This is a genomic window from Pseudomonas frederiksbergensis, from assembly GCF_001952935.1.
Lineage (GTDB): Bacteria > Pseudomonadota > Gammaproteobacteria > Pseudomonadales > Pseudomonadaceae > Aquipseudomonas > Aquipseudomonas frederiksbergensis.
On record NZ_CP018319.1, the window covers coordinates 2,746,091 to 2,760,155 of the forward strand.

Sequence of the window (14,065 nt, forward strand, 5' to 3'; positions counted from 1 at the left end):
TTCTGGGAGTTTCGTAAATGGCAGTTGCCTCCGGCGCCTATAAGAAAGCCCTCGAGGGCGACCAGACACCTAAACAGGTGTTGGTCAAAATCGACCGGGTCACGAAGAAGTTCGACGAGACGATTGCCGTGGACGACGTGTCCCTGGAAATCAAGAAAGGCGAGATTTTCGCCCTGCTCGGCGGTTCGGGATCGGGCAAATCCACGTTGCTGCGCATGCTCGCAGGCTTCGAACGGCCCACGGAGGGGCGCATTTTCCTCGATGGCGTAGACATCACGGACATGCCGCCCTACGAGCGGCCGATCAACATGATGTTCCAGTCCTACGCGTTGTTCCCGCACATGACCGTGGCGCAGAACATCGCATTTGGCCTCAAGCAGGACAAAATCCCCGCCGCTGAAGTCGATGCCCGTGTCGCGGACATGCTCAAGCTGGTTCAGATGACGCAATACGCCAAGCGCAAGCCGCATCAGTTGTCCGGTGGCCAGCGTCAGCGTGTGGCCCTGGCGCGTTCTTTGGCCAAGCGGCCGAAGCTGTTGCTGCTCGACGAACCGATGGGTGCGCTGGACAAGAAGCTGCGTTCGCAAATGCAGCTTGAGCTTGTCGAGATCATCGAGCGGGTCGGCGTAACCTGCGTGATGGTGACCCACGACCAGGAAGAGGCCATGACCATGGCCGAGCGTATCGCGATCATGCACCTGGGCTGGATCGCCCAGATCGGCAGCCCGATCGACATCTACGAAACCCCGACCAGCCGCCTGGTCTGCGAATTCATCGGCAACGTCAACATCTTCGAAGGTGAAGTGATCGACGACGCCGAAGGCCACGCAATCATCACCTGCAAGGACCTGGACCGGCAGATTTACGTGGGCCACGGTATCAGCACGTCGGTGCAGGACAAATCCGTGACCTACGCGATCCGTCCGGAAAAACTGCTGGTGACGCCGACCATGCCGACCTGCGAATACAACTGGTCCAGCGGCAAGGTGCACGACATCGCCTACCTCGGCGGCCACTCGGTGTTCTACGTCGAACTGCCGAGCGGCAAGATCGTCCAGTCTTTCGTCGCCAACGCCGAGCGCCGCGGCCAGCGCCCAACCTGGGGTGACCAGGTTTACGTGTACTGGGAAGACGACAGCGGCGTGGTACTTCGCTCATGAACATGCGCAAATTCAAACGCCGCCTCAATCGAATAATTCCCGGTGGCCGCCAGTTGGTCATCGGGGTTCCGTTCATCTGGCTGTTCCTGTTCTTTATGTTGCCGTTCTTCATCGTCCTGAAGATCAGCTTCGCCGAAGCCGACGTGGCCATTCCGCCGTACACCGAGATCTACAGCTACCTCGACCAAAAGGTGCAGTTGCTGCTTAACCTGAGCAACTACGCGATGCTGGCCGGCGATGATTTGTACATCGCCGCCTACCTCGGCTCATTGAAGATGGCGCTGATCAGCACTGTCCTCTGTTTGCTGATCGGCTACCCGATGGCCTACGCCATCGCCAGTGCCCGCAAAGAGATGCAAACGGTACTCGTGCTGCTGATCATGATGCCGACCTGGACCGCGATCCTGATCCGCGTTTACGCGTGGATGGGCATCCTCAGCAACAACGGTCTGCTCAATGGTTTCCTGATGACCATGGGCTGGATCGACGAACCGCTGCAGATCCTCAACACCAACCTCGCGGTGTACATCGGCGTGGTTTATTCGTACCTGCCGTTCATGATCCTGCCGCTCTACGCCAACCTGGTGAAGCACGACAACAGCCTGCTGGAAGCCGCCTCCGACCTGGGTTCAAGCACGTTCAACAGCTTCTGGAAGATCACCATTCCGCTGTCCAAGAACGGCATCGTCGCCGGCTGCATGCTGGTGTTCATTCCGGTGGTGGGCGAGTTCGTGATCCCGGAACTGCTCGGCGGTCCGGAAACCCTGATGATCGGCAAGGTGCTCTGGCAAGAGTTCTTCAACAACCGTGACTGGCCGGTGGCGTCTGCCCTGGCGGTGGTGATGCTGGCGATCCTGATTGTGCCGATCATCCTGTTCAACCGCAGTCAGGCCAAGGAAATGGAGGGTAAAGAATGAAGCGCTTCCGTTTCTCAAGTTTCATGCTGGTGGCGGGTTTGCTGTTCATCTACGCGCCGATGCTGATCCTGGTGATCTACTCGTTCAACGCCTCGAAACTGGTGACGGTGTGGGGCGGCTGGTCGATCAAGTGGTACGTCGGCTTGATGGACAACACCCAACTGATGGGCTCGGTGGTGCGCTCGCTGGAAATCGCCTGCTACACGGCGATTGCAGCGGTGGCACTGGGGACGCTGGCGGCATTCGTACTCACCCGTATCACCCACTTCAAGGGCCGCACGCTGTTCGGTGGCCTGGTCACCGCGCCGCTGGTAATGCCTGAGGTGATCACCGGCCTGTCGCTGTTGCTGCTGTTCGTGGCGATGGCGCAGATGATCGGTTGGCCACAGGAACGCGGCATCCTCACCATCTGGATCGCCCACACGACGTTCTGTGCGGCGTATGTGGCGGTGGTGGTCTCGGCGCGCTTGCGTGAGCTGGACCTGTCCATCGAAGAAGCGGCGATGGACCTTGGGGCGCGGCCGTGGAAGGTGTTCTTCCTGATCACCATCCCGATGATCGCGCCATCGTTGGGGGCTGGCGGCATGATGTCGTTCGCCTTGTCCCTGGATGACCTGGTGTTGGCGAGCTTCGTGTCCGGCCCGGGTTCCACGACCCTGCCGATGGAAGTGTTCTCGGCGGTGCGTCTGGGCGTGAAACCCGAGATCAATGCGGTGGCCAGTCTGATTCTGCTGGCGGTATCGCTGATGACGTTCCTGGTCTGGTTCTTCAGCCGCCGGGCCGAAGAAAGTCGCAAACGTGCGATCCAGCAGGCGATCGAAGAAAGCGCTGCCGATTCCTGGAAACAACCGGACGTGCGTCGCGCCCCGCAGGCGCCGGAAGCGGCTTGAGCCTCACCTGATCGTTCCCACGCTCTGCGTGGGAATGCCTCAACGGACGCTCCGCGTTCGGCTTTGGATGGGACGCGGAGCGTCCCGGGCTGCATTCCCACGCTGAGCGTGGGAACGATCAAGATCAGGAAACCCAAGGGGACTTGCGGATGATCTCGACGAAGTTCATCGGTTTGAAGCCCGGCTCGCTATCCACCAGCACATCCGCGTTCACAGTACCGAACGTGGTATCCGGCCGATGTTTGAAGCCATTGGCAAACGCACACAGGATGCACTCCTTGAACCCTTCGCCACGTGGGTGGGCATGCACCACTGCTTCGCGTTGCGCGCTGGGGAACGCTGCGTAGTCGATGCCCAGCACATCCATTTCAACACCCGCGGTGACCAGCGCCACATTAGGCCGAAGGTGTTGCGGCACGCCCGGTGTTGTGTGCAGGGCAATCGATAACCAGACCTGCTCGATATCGTCATCGGACAAACCGTAGGGTTTGAGGAACGATTTGGCTGCATTGGCGCTATCGACTTCGAAGCGTTCGTCGTCGCTGCGATGACCCTCCACCAGACCCAAGTCATGGAACATCGCGCCGACGTACAACAGCTCGGGGTTATAGGCCAATTGTTTGCGTTCTCCGCTCAAGGCACCGAACAGAAACACCCGGCGCGAGTGGTGATACAGCAGGTCTGATTCGACGTCGCGAATGTATTCCGTGGTGGCCTTGGCCACCGCGCTGTCGGGGATCTTGATACCGGCGATGGTGCTGCTCATGGTGCTGTCCTCATGGGGAACGCCGTGGCGGCGCTGATGGGTTCAGTCTGTCCGCGCCCCCGAAACCGGACAATCGATCCAAGGCTGCGATCCCGGCCAATGAGCATGCATATCGCGCCAACCTCGCGTGTTGGGCGCCGATTGGCTAAGTTTGGTATCGGGGAATAAGCTTTTGTGGTGAGGGGATAAATCCCCTCGCCACAAAGACGCGCTTGCCACAGATTAGTGTTGGCCCTGATTCATTGAGAGCGATTCCTGCCATGAGTAAAACCGTTGCCATCGTGATCTTTGCCGGCGTTCAGTCCCTGGACGTCACCGGTCCCATGGATGTGTTTTGCGAAGCCAATCGTTTCCTTGAACCCTCCGACCACTATCGACTGGAGGTGATCGGCGTCGAGCGCGGGATGATGGCGTGTTCCAACGGTTTGTCACTCAATGCCCATCGGCATTTCAGCGAAGCGCTGGAGGCCTATGACTTGCTGCTGGTGGCCGGTGGGCCGCAGTTGCCGTTCATGGATTTTGGTGCGGCGTTCGATACCTGGCTGCGCGACGCCTGCGCTCAGTCGCAACGCTTTGGCTCGATCTGCAACGGCGCGTTCATGCTCGCCCGGGCCGGGTTGCTGGAAAGGCGAACGGTCACCACCCACTGGGGTGACGCCGCGGCGCTCGCGCAGTTGTGCCCGTCGACTCAGGTCGAGGCGGATCGCCTTTACGTGCAGGACGGCGAGCTCTACACCTCGGCGGGTGTCACGGCGGGGATTGATTTGTCGCTGTATTTACTGGCCAGGGATCACGGGCCGGAAGTCGCGCTGAATGTGGCAAAGCGACTGGTGGTGTTCACCCAGCGCTCGGGCGGGCAGTCACAGTTCAGCCCATTCCTCACGCCACACGCCGAGCCCACTTCGGCCGTGGCGTTGGTGCAGCTCTATGTATTGGCCAACCTGACGGGCGACCTGGCGATTGCCGACCTGGCCAACGCCGCCAACATGAGCGCCCGCAACTTTTCCCGGGTGTTTGCCAAAGAGGCGAAAGTCACCCCAGCGGAATTCGTCGAACGGGCCAGGGTGGATGCGGCGCGGGTGCTGCTCGAAAGCACCCACTCGCCGCTGAAGACCGTGGCTTACCAGTGCGGATTTCGCGATGCCCAGCACATGCGCAGTGTGTTCAATCGCAGGCTGGGCGTGACGCCGCAGCAGTTCAGGCTGAACTTTTCGGCGATGGTTTGAACGCTGATCGATCGTTCCCATGCTCTGCGTGGGAATGCCTCCACGGACGCTCCGCGTTCGGCTCTGTAAGGGACGCAGAGCGTCCCGGGCTGCATTCCCACGCAGAGCGTGGGAACGATCAACTACTGAGCTGAACGCGCCGGCAACAGCTTCAACGTGCTGCGGGTATTGGCCGTGACTTCTTCGTCGTTGAGATACGCCTGGTAGTAAATCCCTTCGATATACGCCTCAGCCTGATCGTCATAGTGGCTGTCGAACAGTACGCCACTCTGGCCGACCGGGTTGACGGTCAGGCTGTGGGTCGGGTCGGCGAAGTCGATCAGGCGCCGGGTCGAGGGGCCGTAAGTCACTGGCCATGGCGCGGGGCCGATTTTGGCCGAGAGGTTGTTCGGTACTTCATGGGTACCGGGTGCCGCGAAGGGGCCGACATTGAAGATCCGCTCCAGCGGCTTTTGCTGTCCCAGCGGATGGCCATGGGTCAGCGTGTGCGCCTTGCCCCACTGCCATTGCGCGAAATCGCCGCCGAGGGTGGTCTTGAGATGAGCAATGCTCGCCTGCCATGCAACCTTGACCGTATCGGCGCGGGTTTCCTTGTCGGGGGTGTTGCGGTTGTCCCACCACGGCGAATCGGCAGTCGCGGCCAGGCGAGGCAGTGCGGAATCAATCACCCGGGTCGACAGCAAAGTCTCGAAGAAGTCATTGCCCAGCTCATCGTGCATCGTCGCGTCAGCCAGGTTGAACAGGAACTGGTTGAACAACGTGGCGCTGGTGGAATCGAGCGGGTAGTCACCTTGCCATTGGGCCAGTTGCTCAACCAGTTTGAGTTCGGCGGGATCGCTCACTACTTCACGTAATACCGGCAATAGCGGCGCCAGCAGGCGCGGGCCGTAAGCGGTTGTGGTGCCCAGTTGCAGCTTCTGGCTGGCGTCCAGATCCCACTTGATGGTTTTGTCGCTGAGCTGGCGATTGAGCTGCTGACCTCGATCGGCCAGGTTGTAGTAACCGGGAATCTCCATGCCGGTCGGCGACACCGGCTGGAAGTTGGCCGACACGATGTAACCGCGTGCCGGGTTCTCTTCCTGTGGGTTGGCGCTGAACGGGTAGAAACCTTCCTTGTCCGCGTCGGCGGTGCTGCCATCGAGGATGAACCCCGGACGCACACCCGCCGGACGTTTTGGCAATTGCGCTGCTGCCCACCAGCCGATGTCGCCCTTGGCGTTGGCCCAGACGATGTTCAGGCCCGGCGCCTGGATCTTTGCAGAGGCACTGCGCGCCTTGGCCAGGGTGTCGGCGCGGTTGAGCTGATAGAAGCCCTCAAGGATCGGATTCTGGCTTTCGAGAAAACCCCACCACATGGCGATCGGCGTTTTACCGACGCTGCTGCCCAGCGCATCGTTGACGATCGGGCCGTGGGGCGACTGGCGCAGCACCAGTGTCACCGGGGCCTGGCCCTTGACCGCGATCTGCTGTTCGCTGGTCACCATGTCTACCCACTTGCCGCGATACCAGACCTGATTGGAGTTGTCCGGGTTGACCTTCTCGGCAATCAGATCGAGGTCGTCGTTCTGGAACATGGTGATGCTCCAGCCGAAGTCGCGGTTCATCCCGAGAGAGGCGAATGGCATCAATGCCTGATAGTGGCCGTAGAGCTCGAAACCCGGTGCCGAGAGCTGCGCTTCATACCACACCGACGGCGCGGAAAAACGGATATGCGGGTCGCCGGCCAACAGCGGCTTGCCGCTTTTGGTCCGACTGCCGGAGACCGCCCAGGCGTTGCTGCCCTCGAACTGCGGCAAGCCGTTGTCGGCCAGCGCCTGTTCGCTGAGACGGGCGAGGGCGTTGAGATCTTTCCAGTCGGTGCTGGCGAGGGGCGGCATGGCAGCGCTGCGGTTTTTCGTCAGTACACCCTTGGGCTGCCAGTCGAGATCGAAGACGTTCAGGTAGTTGGCGCCCAACTGATCGCGCACGTAGGTCAGCAACGGTTCGGTGCGAAACGCCGCAGCAAAACTGTAGGCCATGTAACCGGCGATGCTGATGGTGTCCTGGGCGGTGAAAGGACGTTTGGGAATGCCCAGTACATCAAATTCCGCAGGTTTTGAATGGCCGTCCTGATATTGATTGATGCCATCCAGATAGGCTTGCATGGCGATAAAGGCCGGCGACTGTTTGTCCATGTTCGCCAGGTAGGTGTCGGCGCGTTCGCGAATGCGCAGGCTGCGCATCAGCTTGTCGGTGTCGAGCAGTTTCGGGCCCAGTACCTCGGCCAGCTCGCCGCGTGCGAGACGGCGCAGGACTTCCATCTGGAACAGCCGATCCTGGGCGTGCACGTAGCCGAGGGCGCGGTACAGGTCGGTTTCGTTATCGGCGCGGATGTGCGGGATGCCGCGCTCGTCGTAGCGCACGGTGACCGAACCTTGCAGGTGTTGCAGCTCCACCATGCCTTGGCGTGTCGGCTGCTTGCTGAAAACGTACCAGCCTGCACCTGCGGCGAGCGCGGCAACCAGCAGGGCGAGGACGGTCAGGCTGCGTTTCATGGTGATTCCTTGTTGTTATGTGTGGCAGCAGTTCCTGGCGCCACTGTTTAACACGGCTTGCCGACATGGCCATCGCACTTAGGAGGGATTCGCGTCTCCTGTCAGCGTTTGCTTCTGTGTGTCGACTGGCCACGGGCAATAACAACCCACGGCCAGTGTGTGCGTGGCATTCACCGCGCGGCCTTCGTTCAACGCTTGCAGAATCGGTTCGATAAAGCTGTTGCTGGAATTGCAGGTCAGGCCTTCGCTGTACGGGCCGAAATACGCCAGTTTGCCGTTGCGATCCCAGATCGCCACGGCCGGGCTTGCGGGGATCTGTTCGGAACCCGGCAGGACCGCGATGCTTTTCAGGCTGCTTAAGGTGTTCGGCAACTGGCCGTGGCTGCCAGGCTTTTGTACCGCATAAAACTCCACGCCTTGCGGTACATAATGCTCAACCAGTTCGCTGAGGTGTTGTTGGTTACCGACGTTGCACGGACAGGCCGGGTCCCAGAAATGCACGAGGCGGATGGCGCCGGGGCCGGCGAGGTTATCGGGCAGGCGCAGCGGGTCGCCGGAGAACACCGCGGTGTGCTCGCTGAACGCTCGCAGGTAGCGTCCCTCAAACCAGTCGTAGGCAGCCCACAGCACGCCGGCACACACGAGGGCGAGCAGGCTGGCAAGCAATGTGGCGCGGTAGGGCGAGCGCATGGATTTCAGTCCTCGAAGGTGCGCTAGCTTGCCATGCTTGCCCCAACAGATGAATATCGCAGGCCCATAAAGTCCGTTTCGCGTTCTGGAATTGCTCATGTCTGCCACTTTCGACCCCGATCACCTGCGTGCCAGCCTGCGGCCGCTGGCCGACTGGCAGCCGCTGTCGGTAGAAGCGCTGGCTTACCAGCGTTTCTACGGGCTGGATTTTGCGGGGCGCAACGTGCGCAGTGGCCTTGGGCGTTTCGCGATCGATGGTTATGAAGTGGTCAGCCAGGTCTGGTGGCCCGAGCGGGCGAAGGCGACGCTGTTTTTGTTCCACGGTTATTACGATCACACCGGGCTTTACCGGCATGTGATCGAGTGGGCGCTGGAGCAGGATTTTGCGGTGATTGCCTGCGACCTGCCGGGACACGGGCTGTCCAGTGGCGAACGGGCCAGCATCAAGGATTTCACCGAGTATCAGGACACGCTGCAAGGGTTGTTCACCGAGGCGCAATCCCTCGATCTGCCGCAGCCGTGGCACCTGTGCGGGCAAAGCACGGGCGGCGCGATCGTGATCGATCATGTGCTCAATCAGGGGGCCAGCAGTCCGGCCCAGGGCCAGGTCATTCTGCTGTCGCCGTTGGTAAGGCCGCGGGCCTGGGGCTGGTCGCAGCTCAGTTATTACCTGCTCAAGCCTTTCGTCAAAGCCATCGCCCGGCGCTTCAGCGAGAACTCCAACGATCCGGATTTTCTGCCCTTCCTGCAAGCGGACCCGTTGCAGCCGCTCCGTTTACCGACCGCCTGGGTCGGTGCGCTGGCGCGCTGGATCAAGCACATCGAAGCCGCACCGTACAGCATGCGGCGACCGCTGATTGTGCAGGGGCAGGCGGACATGACCGTGGATTGGGAGCATAACCTTGAAGTGTTGCGGGGCAAGTTCGATCGGCCGCAAGTGCTGATGTTGCCTGAGGCACGGCATCACCTGGCGAATGAAACGATGGCGTTGCGGCGGGAGTATTTCGGGTTTTTGACCAAGCGGATCAAGGGCAGGAATCTTTAGCGTCTGTGCTGGCCTCTTCGCGAGCAAGTCGAATCGTCGCACCGCCGCTCCCACAGGGTTTTTGTGTACGCCATAGAGCCCATGTGGGAGCGGCGGTGCGACGATTCGACTTGCTCGCGAAGGCAATCTTCCAGACGCCAAAAATCACTGACCAGAATTGGATGTGTTCTGCCCAACCGCCAGCCCCGCGCGAATCGCCGCCAAGGCTGCCTGGTAATAAGCCTTGCCCTCGGCGGACTCGGCGAAAGTCGCGAATTCTTCCAGTTCTTCATCCGACAGGTCGCGATAGACATACAACAGCGTGTTGTTCAGGTCGTTGCCGATCTGCTCCATCAAGCGCTGACGCTGACCATTCAACATGCCTTGCGCCTGACCGCCGCCGAGCAGGCCGGGGATCATCGAGCTGAGGCTGTCGGCCGCGACGCCGGCGATCGCCAGGCTGACTTCCGCGCCGGCTTCGCGAGCGGGCAGGGCCTGGGCCAGATGGCCAATGATCAGCATGCGGGTGTCGCTGGCCTGGATCTTGGGCAGGCCCTTGGCGTTTTTTGCCAACTGATCGCGACGGGTCGCAAGCAATTCGGCGGCCACGATTTTCTTGCCCAAAGGTGACTGAAAGAATGTCAGCGCAGGTTTCGGATCGGCGAGGGCCTTGCGCAATTGCGCTTCGGCGCGCTGGTCCACGGCCTGGGGGGCAAAGCGCTGATTGCTGTTATTCACCAGCGCCTGGAACACTGCCGGCGGCAGGCTGTTCTGGTACCGCTGCTGAGCGGCCGAGAGAGCGTCGTTGAAATGCGCGCGTTGTTCTGGCCAACCGGCGACCTTGTACAGCTGGTCGTGGCCGTCTGCCCAAGCGGGCAATACACAGAACATCAACAGTGAAAAAAGCAAACGGCGCATAGGGACTCCTGTCAGCAGGCGACTATTCTCCGTGTGGCATTCGTCCTTGTCGAGAATTCGTATCAACCCGCTGCGCGGCTCTGTCGGATTTTCAGGCACAGGAATACTATGCGCGGCATGCGAATACCCTCTGATCACCCGCTGCTGTTACGTATCGTCGACGACCTGGCCGAGCACGGCTGGTCGCAGCAGAATATTTTCCTTCCTCTGGGTCTGACCCGGGAACTGGCGGCTGAGTGCCGTAAACGTGCTGCCGAGGGCGAATTGGCCCCGGCCGCCGTAGGGCGCGGGGCGACATCCGGGATTCGCGAGGGGATTCGCGGCGACCATATCCAGTGGATCGAGCCCGGCCAGGCGTTGGCGTGTGACAGTTACCTGGATTTGATGGACAGCCTGCGCGAGGCGATGAATCGCGGTTTGTTTCTGGGCCTGGAAGATTTCGAAAGCCATTTCGCGCTGTACCCGCCCGGCGCGTTCTACCTCAAGCATGTCGACCGTTTCCGCGACGACGACCGGCGCATGGTGTCGGCGGTGGTCTATCTCAACGACGCCTGGCTGCCCGAGCACGGCGGCCAGTTGCGCATGTACCTCGATGAAAGCGTCGAACATGATGTGGTGCCCGCCGGTGGTTGCCTGGTGGTGTTCCTGTCGGGTGAAGTGCCCCATGAAGTCCTGCCCGCGACCCGCGATCGCCTGTCGTTGACCGGCTGGTTCCGGCGCCGTGGCAACGAGCCGTTCTGATCATGCAAAAAATACTGGTAAGCCGCTGTCTGCTGGGCCACCGCGTACGTTACGACGGCGGTGCGAGTGGGCCGTTCGATCAGCTTCAGCAGTGGCTTGATGAAGGTCGAGTGGTGCCATTGTGTCCGGAGGTGGCCGGTGGCTTGCCGACGCCAAGGGCCGCCGCGGAAATTCCGGGCGGGCAGGGTGGTGAAGTGCTGGATGGCCTCGCCTCAGTCATCACCACCGAGGGCGAGGACGTCAGCGCCGAGTTTCTCTCGGGGGCTTGTCAGGCGTTGGAACTGGTGCAAAAGCACGGCATCCGCATTGCCGTGCTCAAGGCCAACAGCCCGTCTTGCGGGAATCTGTTGACCTACGACGGGACGTTCAGTGGGGTGAAGGTGAGTGGCGAGGGCGTGACGGCGGCGTTGCTCAGGCGCCATGGGGTTCAGGTCTTCAGTGAGCTGGAACTGGCCGAGGCGGCGGTGACCTTGGCAATGCTTGACTAACGATCAATACAAAACAAATGTGGGAGCGGGCTTGCTCGCGAAAGCGGTGTGTCAGTCGACATCAACTATGATTGATACACCGCTTTCGCGAGCAAGCCCGCTCCCACATTAGATCCATTGCTGGCTGATCAGGGTTTCGGCGCCACGCTCGCATCCGCCCCCAACCACTTCTGTTCCAGCGCCTCCAGTCGCCCATCCGCCTTGATCCGCTGCAGGGCGTTCTCCAGGCTGGCATGAAATGCCGGGTTACCCTTCTGAAACGGAATCGCCAGATTAACCGGCGATGTGTCTTTTGGTTTCTCTTGCGTCAGCGACTGCACCAGCAAAATCGAACGTGGCTCTTCCTTCTGCGCGATCAATTGCGGGTTGGTCTGAACGTAAGGCTCGCTGAAATCGAAACGATCCTTGAGGTCCGGGGTCACTGCTATGTGGTTGATGGCGATGTCGTATTTACCGCTTTCGACACCGGCCAGCAGATCGTTGGAATCGGTAATGACGAAGTCGGCTCGCACATCCAGCTCATTGGCCAGCATTTGCCCCAACTCGACTTCAAAACCCGAGAGTTGGCCGTCTTCCTTGAAATTGAAGGGCGGTGTATTAGCCTCAATGGCAATACGCAATTCGCCGCGGTCGTTTACATCGTCAATCAGTTCGGCATGAACCAAAGGGCTCAGAAGGGGTAGCAGGCAGATCAGGCCAGGCAAAAAGCGCATGGTCACTCCTTTGAATTCATTATTGCGATGCTCTGATACAGGCTCGCTTTGCTATGGTTGTCGAGTGCCTTCGACAACGATTGGCCGTGAAGTTGTCATGGCCACACGGATTTTACGAAAAAACTGGAGAAGAAAATGAAAACCTTTATGTCACGTGCAGCATTGGCTGGCCTGTTGATGGGGGCTTCGATGCTGGCAACGGCGGCTACACCGGCTCCAAAAGGTGCAGAAGTATCCATCGTTTCTCCTGCGGATGGCGCCACGGTTCCGCAGACCGTCGTCGTCAAGTTCGCTGTCGAGAACATTGCGCTGGCGCCAGCGGGCGATGTCACCAAGAACACCGGCCATCACCATTTGCTGATCGACGTCGACAAACTGCCAGCTGCTGGCGCCCCGATCCCGAATGATGCCAACCATTTGCACTTCGGCAAAGCGCAGACCCAGGCCGAAATCAAGCTGACACCGGGCAAGCACACCTTGCAGCTGGAACTGGGTGATAGCGGCCACATGCCGTTCGATCCGCCGATCGTGTCGGAAAAAATCACCGTCAACGTTAAGTAACGTTAGTCGCGCCCATGAAAAAGGAGACCCGAAGGTCTCCTTTTTTTGTCGCTCAAGTCACTCTCAGAACAACACGCGGCAACGAATGGTGCCGTTGATGTGCTGCAGCTTCTCTTGCGCCATTTCCGAGTATTCGGCGTCGACGTCGATCACGACGTAGCCGACTTTCTCGTTGGTCTGCAGGAACTGACCGGAAATGTTGATGCCGTTTTCGGCGAAGACCTTGTTGATCTCGCTCATCACACCCGGAATGTTTTCGTGGATGTGCAGCAGACGGTGCTTGCCAGGGTGAGCCGGCAGGGCCACTTCCGGGAAGTTCACCGACGATACCGAAGTACCGTTGTCGCTGTACTTGACCAGTTTCTCTGCCACTTCCAGACCGATGTTGGCTTGTGCCTCAGCGGTGGAACCGCCGATGTGCGGGGTCAGGATCACGTTGTCCAGGCCACGCAGCGGGCTTTCGAACTCTTCTTCGTTGGAGCGTGGCTCCACCGGGAAGACGTCGATGGCCGCGCCGATCAGGTGCTTGTCCTTGATCGCGTCCGCCAGGGCGTCCAGTTCAACAACAGTGCCGCGAGCCGCGTTGATCAGGATGCCGCCCTTCTTGATGGCGCGGATTTCCTTCTCGCCGATCATCCACTGGGTCGCAGCGGTTTCCGGAACGTGCAGGGTGACGATGTCGGACATGCCCAGCAGCTCGTGCAGGTTGCCGACCTGAGTGGCGTTGCCCAATGGCAGCTTGGTCACGGTGTCGTAGAAGTACACCTGCATGCCCAGGCCTTCCGCCAGGACCGACAGTTGAGTACCGATCGAGCCGTAACCGACGATGCCGAGCTTCTTGCCACGGATTTCGAAGGAGTTGGCAGCGCTCTTGATCCAGCCGCCACGGTGGCAGGAAGCGTTCTTCTCAGGGATGCCGCGCAGCAACAGGATCGCTTCGGCCAGCACCAGCTCGGCAACGGAGCGAGTGTTGGAGTACGGAGCGTTGAACACGGCGATGCCGCGTTCGCGGGCAGCGTTAAGGTCGACCTGGTTGGTGCCGATGCAGAAACAGCCGACAGCGACCAGTTTCTTCGCGTGATCGAAGATTTCTTCAGTCAGTTGAGTGCGCGAGCGAATGCCGATGAAGTGCGCCTCAGCGATCTTTTCCTTCAGCTGGGCTTCCGGCAGAGAACCTGTGAGGTACTCGATGCTGGTGTAGCCCGCCGACTTGAGGACGTCGACAGCCGATTGGTGGACGCCTTCGAGAAGAAGGAACTTGATCTTGCTCTTATCGAGAGAAGTCTTGCTCATCTGCGTAAACCTGTATCCCGGAGAAAAATGGCAGGAAATAGCCAGCAGACGCTGACCCGAACGGCAAGAATGCCGTTACCGCAGAATAGCCGTTGGGCACTACCCTGCGGGGTCGGTATGCTAGCATACGCACCCCGCTAAACA

General features: G+C 60.2%; 14 protein-coding genes. 8 read left to right on the plus strand and 6 right to left on the minus strand.

Features of this window, described 5'->3' with window-relative positions; all coding sequences use genetic code 11:
• Positions 1 to 17: 17 nt before the first annotated feature.
• The 3 genes from PFAS1_RS12660 to PFAS1_RS12670 are packed head-to-tail and all read left to right on the plus strand — an operon-like array spanning position 18 to position 2,967.
• Entirely contained in the window at positions 18 to 1,160 is a 1,143-nt protein-coding gene (locus PFAS1_RS12660; RefSeq protein ID WP_076029373.1) for an ABC transporter ATP-binding protein, read from the plus strand.
• 35 nt (positions 1,161 to 1,195) lie between these two features.
• On the plus strand, positions 1,196 to 2,077 hold the full coding sequence (locus tag PFAS1_RS12665; RefSeq protein ID WP_232252254.1) for an ABC transporter permease subunit: 882 nt from the start codon (positions 1,196 to 1,198) through the stop codon (positions 2,075 to 2,077).
• Positions 2,074 to 2,967: an ABC transporter permease subunit gene (locus PFAS1_RS12670; RefSeq protein WP_074871774.1), complete on the plus strand. Its 894-nt coding sequence runs from the start codon at positions 2,074 to 2,076 to the stop codon at positions 2,965 to 2,967. The genes PFAS1_RS12665 and PFAS1_RS12670 overlap by 4 nt, the downstream gene beginning before the upstream one ends.
• Before the next feature lie 124 nt (positions 2,968 to 3,091).
• Here PFAS1_RS12670 and PFAS1_RS12675 read toward each other — a convergent pair whose 3' ends face one another.
• Complete coding sequence (locus PFAS1_RS12675) at positions 3,092 to 3,733, minus strand: HD domain-containing protein (RefSeq protein ID WP_076029374.1); 642 nt, start codon at positions 3,731 to 3,733, stop codon at positions 3,092 to 3,094.
• A gap of 260 nt (positions 3,734 to 3,993) precedes the next feature.
• On the opposite strand from PFAS1_RS12675, the gene PFAS1_RS12680 reads away from it, so the two are divergent.
• Positions 3,994 to 4,959 (plus strand): GlxA family transcriptional regulator, encoded by a 966-nt coding sequence (locus PFAS1_RS12680; RefSeq protein WP_076029375.1) that lies wholly within the window; start codon positions 3,994 to 3,996, stop codon positions 4,957 to 4,959.
• 122 nt (positions 4,960 to 5,081) lie between these two features.
• On the opposite strand, the gene PFAS1_RS12685 is transcribed toward PFAS1_RS12680, so the two are convergent.
• Together PFAS1_RS12685 and PFAS1_RS12690 are read right to left on the minus strand one after the other, a co-directional pair.
• Positions 5,082 to 7,493 (minus strand): penicillin acylase family protein, encoded by a 2,412-nt coding sequence (locus tag PFAS1_RS12685; protein ID WP_076029376.1) that lies wholly within the window; start codon positions 7,491 to 7,493, stop codon positions 5,082 to 5,084.
• Positions 7,494 to 7,571: 78 nt separating this feature from the next.
• Positions 7,572 to 8,183 (minus strand): DUF6436 domain-containing protein, encoded by a 612-nt coding sequence (locus PFAS1_RS12690; protein WP_076029377.1) that lies wholly within the window; start codon positions 8,181 to 8,183, stop codon positions 7,572 to 7,574.
• 97 nt (positions 8,184 to 8,280) lie between these two features.
• On the opposite strand from PFAS1_RS12690, the gene bipL reads away from it, so the two are divergent.
• Positions 8,281 to 9,228, plus strand: a complete 948-nt coding sequence (gene bipL, locus PFAS1_RS12695; RefSeq protein WP_076029378.1) for a phospholipase BipL — start codon at positions 8,281 to 8,283, stop codon at positions 9,226 to 9,228.
• Positions 9,229 to 9,372: 144 nt separating this feature from the next.
• On the opposite strand, the gene PFAS1_RS12700 is transcribed toward bipL, so the two are convergent.
• On the minus strand, positions 9,373 to 10,125 hold the full coding sequence (locus PFAS1_RS12700; protein ID WP_076029379.1) for a DUF2059 domain-containing protein: 753 nt from the start codon (positions 10,123 to 10,125) through the stop codon (positions 9,373 to 9,375).
• 108 nt (positions 10,126 to 10,233) lie between these two features.
• Here PFAS1_RS12700 and PFAS1_RS12705 point away from each other — a divergent pair, with 108 nt between their 5' ends.
• Positions 10,234 to 10,866, plus strand: coding sequence for a 2OG-Fe(II) oxygenase (locus PFAS1_RS12705; RefSeq protein WP_076029380.1), 633 nt, complete (start codon positions 10,234 to 10,236; stop codon positions 10,864 to 10,866).
• A gap of 2 nt (positions 10,867 to 10,868) precedes the next feature.
• Positions 10,869 to 11,354, plus strand: a complete 486-nt coding sequence (locus tag PFAS1_RS12710) for a 2-thiouracil desulfurase family protein (protein ID WP_076029381.1) — start codon at positions 10,869 to 10,871, stop codon at positions 11,352 to 11,354.
• A 128-nt stretch (positions 11,355 to 11,482) separates the two neighbouring features.
• Here the strand turns inward: PFAS1_RS12710 and PFAS1_RS12715 are convergent, their stop codons facing one another.
• Positions 11,483 to 12,067, minus strand: coding sequence for a transporter substrate-binding domain-containing protein (locus PFAS1_RS12715; RefSeq protein WP_074871762.1), 585 nt, complete (start codon positions 12,065 to 12,067; stop codon positions 11,483 to 11,485).
• Positions 12,068 to 12,202: 135 nt separating this feature from the next.
• Between PFAS1_RS12715 and PFAS1_RS12720 the strand changes: the two genes are divergently transcribed.
• Positions 12,203 to 12,628, plus strand: coding sequence for a DUF4399 domain-containing protein (locus tag PFAS1_RS12720; RefSeq protein WP_008150497.1), 426 nt, complete (start codon positions 12,203 to 12,205; stop codon positions 12,626 to 12,628).
• Between the two features lie 63 nt (positions 12,629 to 12,691).
• Here the strand turns inward: PFAS1_RS12720 and serA are convergent, their stop codons facing one another.
• Positions 12,692 to 13,921, minus strand: a complete 1,230-nt coding sequence (gene serA / locus PFAS1_RS12725; protein ID WP_076029382.1) for a phosphoglycerate dehydrogenase — start codon at positions 13,919 to 13,921, stop codon at positions 12,692 to 12,694.
• Positions 13,922 to 14,065: the final 144 nt, after the last annotated feature.

Bases quoted from the DNA above. Each gene is read 5' to 3' on its own strand.
- PFAS1_RS12660 (WP_076029373.1), top strand. From the start codon at position 18: ATGGCAGTTGCCTCCGGCGCCTATAAGAAAGCCCTCGAGGGCGACCAG.
- PFAS1_RS12670 (WP_074871774.1), top strand. From the start codon at position 2,074: ATGAAGCGCTTCCGTTTCTCAAGTTTCATGCTGGTGGCGGGTTTGCTG.
- PFAS1_RS12675 (WP_076029374.1), bottom strand. From the start codon at position 3,733: ATGAGCAGCACCATCGCCGGTATCAAGATCCCCGACAGCGCGGTGGCC.
- PFAS1_RS12680 (WP_076029375.1), top strand. From the start codon at position 3,994: ATGAGTAAAACCGTTGCCATCGTGATCTTTGCCGGCGTTCAGTCCCTG.
- PFAS1_RS12685 (WP_076029376.1), bottom strand. From the start codon at position 7,493: ATGAAACGCAGCCTGACCGTCCTCGCCCTGCTGGTTGCCGCGCTCGCC.
- PFAS1_RS12690 (WP_076029377.1), bottom strand. From the start codon at position 8,183: ATGCGCTCGCCCTACCGCGCCACATTGCTTGCCAGCCTGCTCGCCCTC.
- bipL (WP_076029378.1), top strand. From the start codon at position 8,281: ATGTCTGCCACTTTCGACCCCGATCACCTGCGTGCCAGCCTGCGGCCG.
- PFAS1_RS12700 (WP_076029379.1), bottom strand. From the start codon at position 10,125: ATGCGCCGTTTGCTTTTTTCACTGTTGATGTTCTGTGTATTGCCCGCT.
- PFAS1_RS12705 (WP_076029380.1), top strand. From the start codon at position 10,234: ATGCGCGGCATGCGAATACCCTCTGATCACCCGCTGCTGTTACGTATC.
- PFAS1_RS12710 (WP_076029381.1), top strand. From the start codon at position 10,869: ATGCAAAAAATACTGGTAAGCCGCTGTCTGCTGGGCCACCGCGTACGT.
- PFAS1_RS12715 (WP_074871762.1), bottom strand. From the start codon at position 12,067: ATGCGCTTTTTGCCTGGCCTGATCTGCCTGCTACCCCTTCTGAGCCCT.
- PFAS1_RS12720 (WP_008150497.1), top strand. From the start codon at position 12,203: ATGAAAACCTTTATGTCACGTGCAGCATTGGCTGGCCTGTTGATGGGG.
- serA (WP_076029382.1), bottom strand. From the start codon at position 13,921: ATGAGCAAGACTTCTCTCGATAAGAGCAAGATCAAGTTCCTTCTTCTC.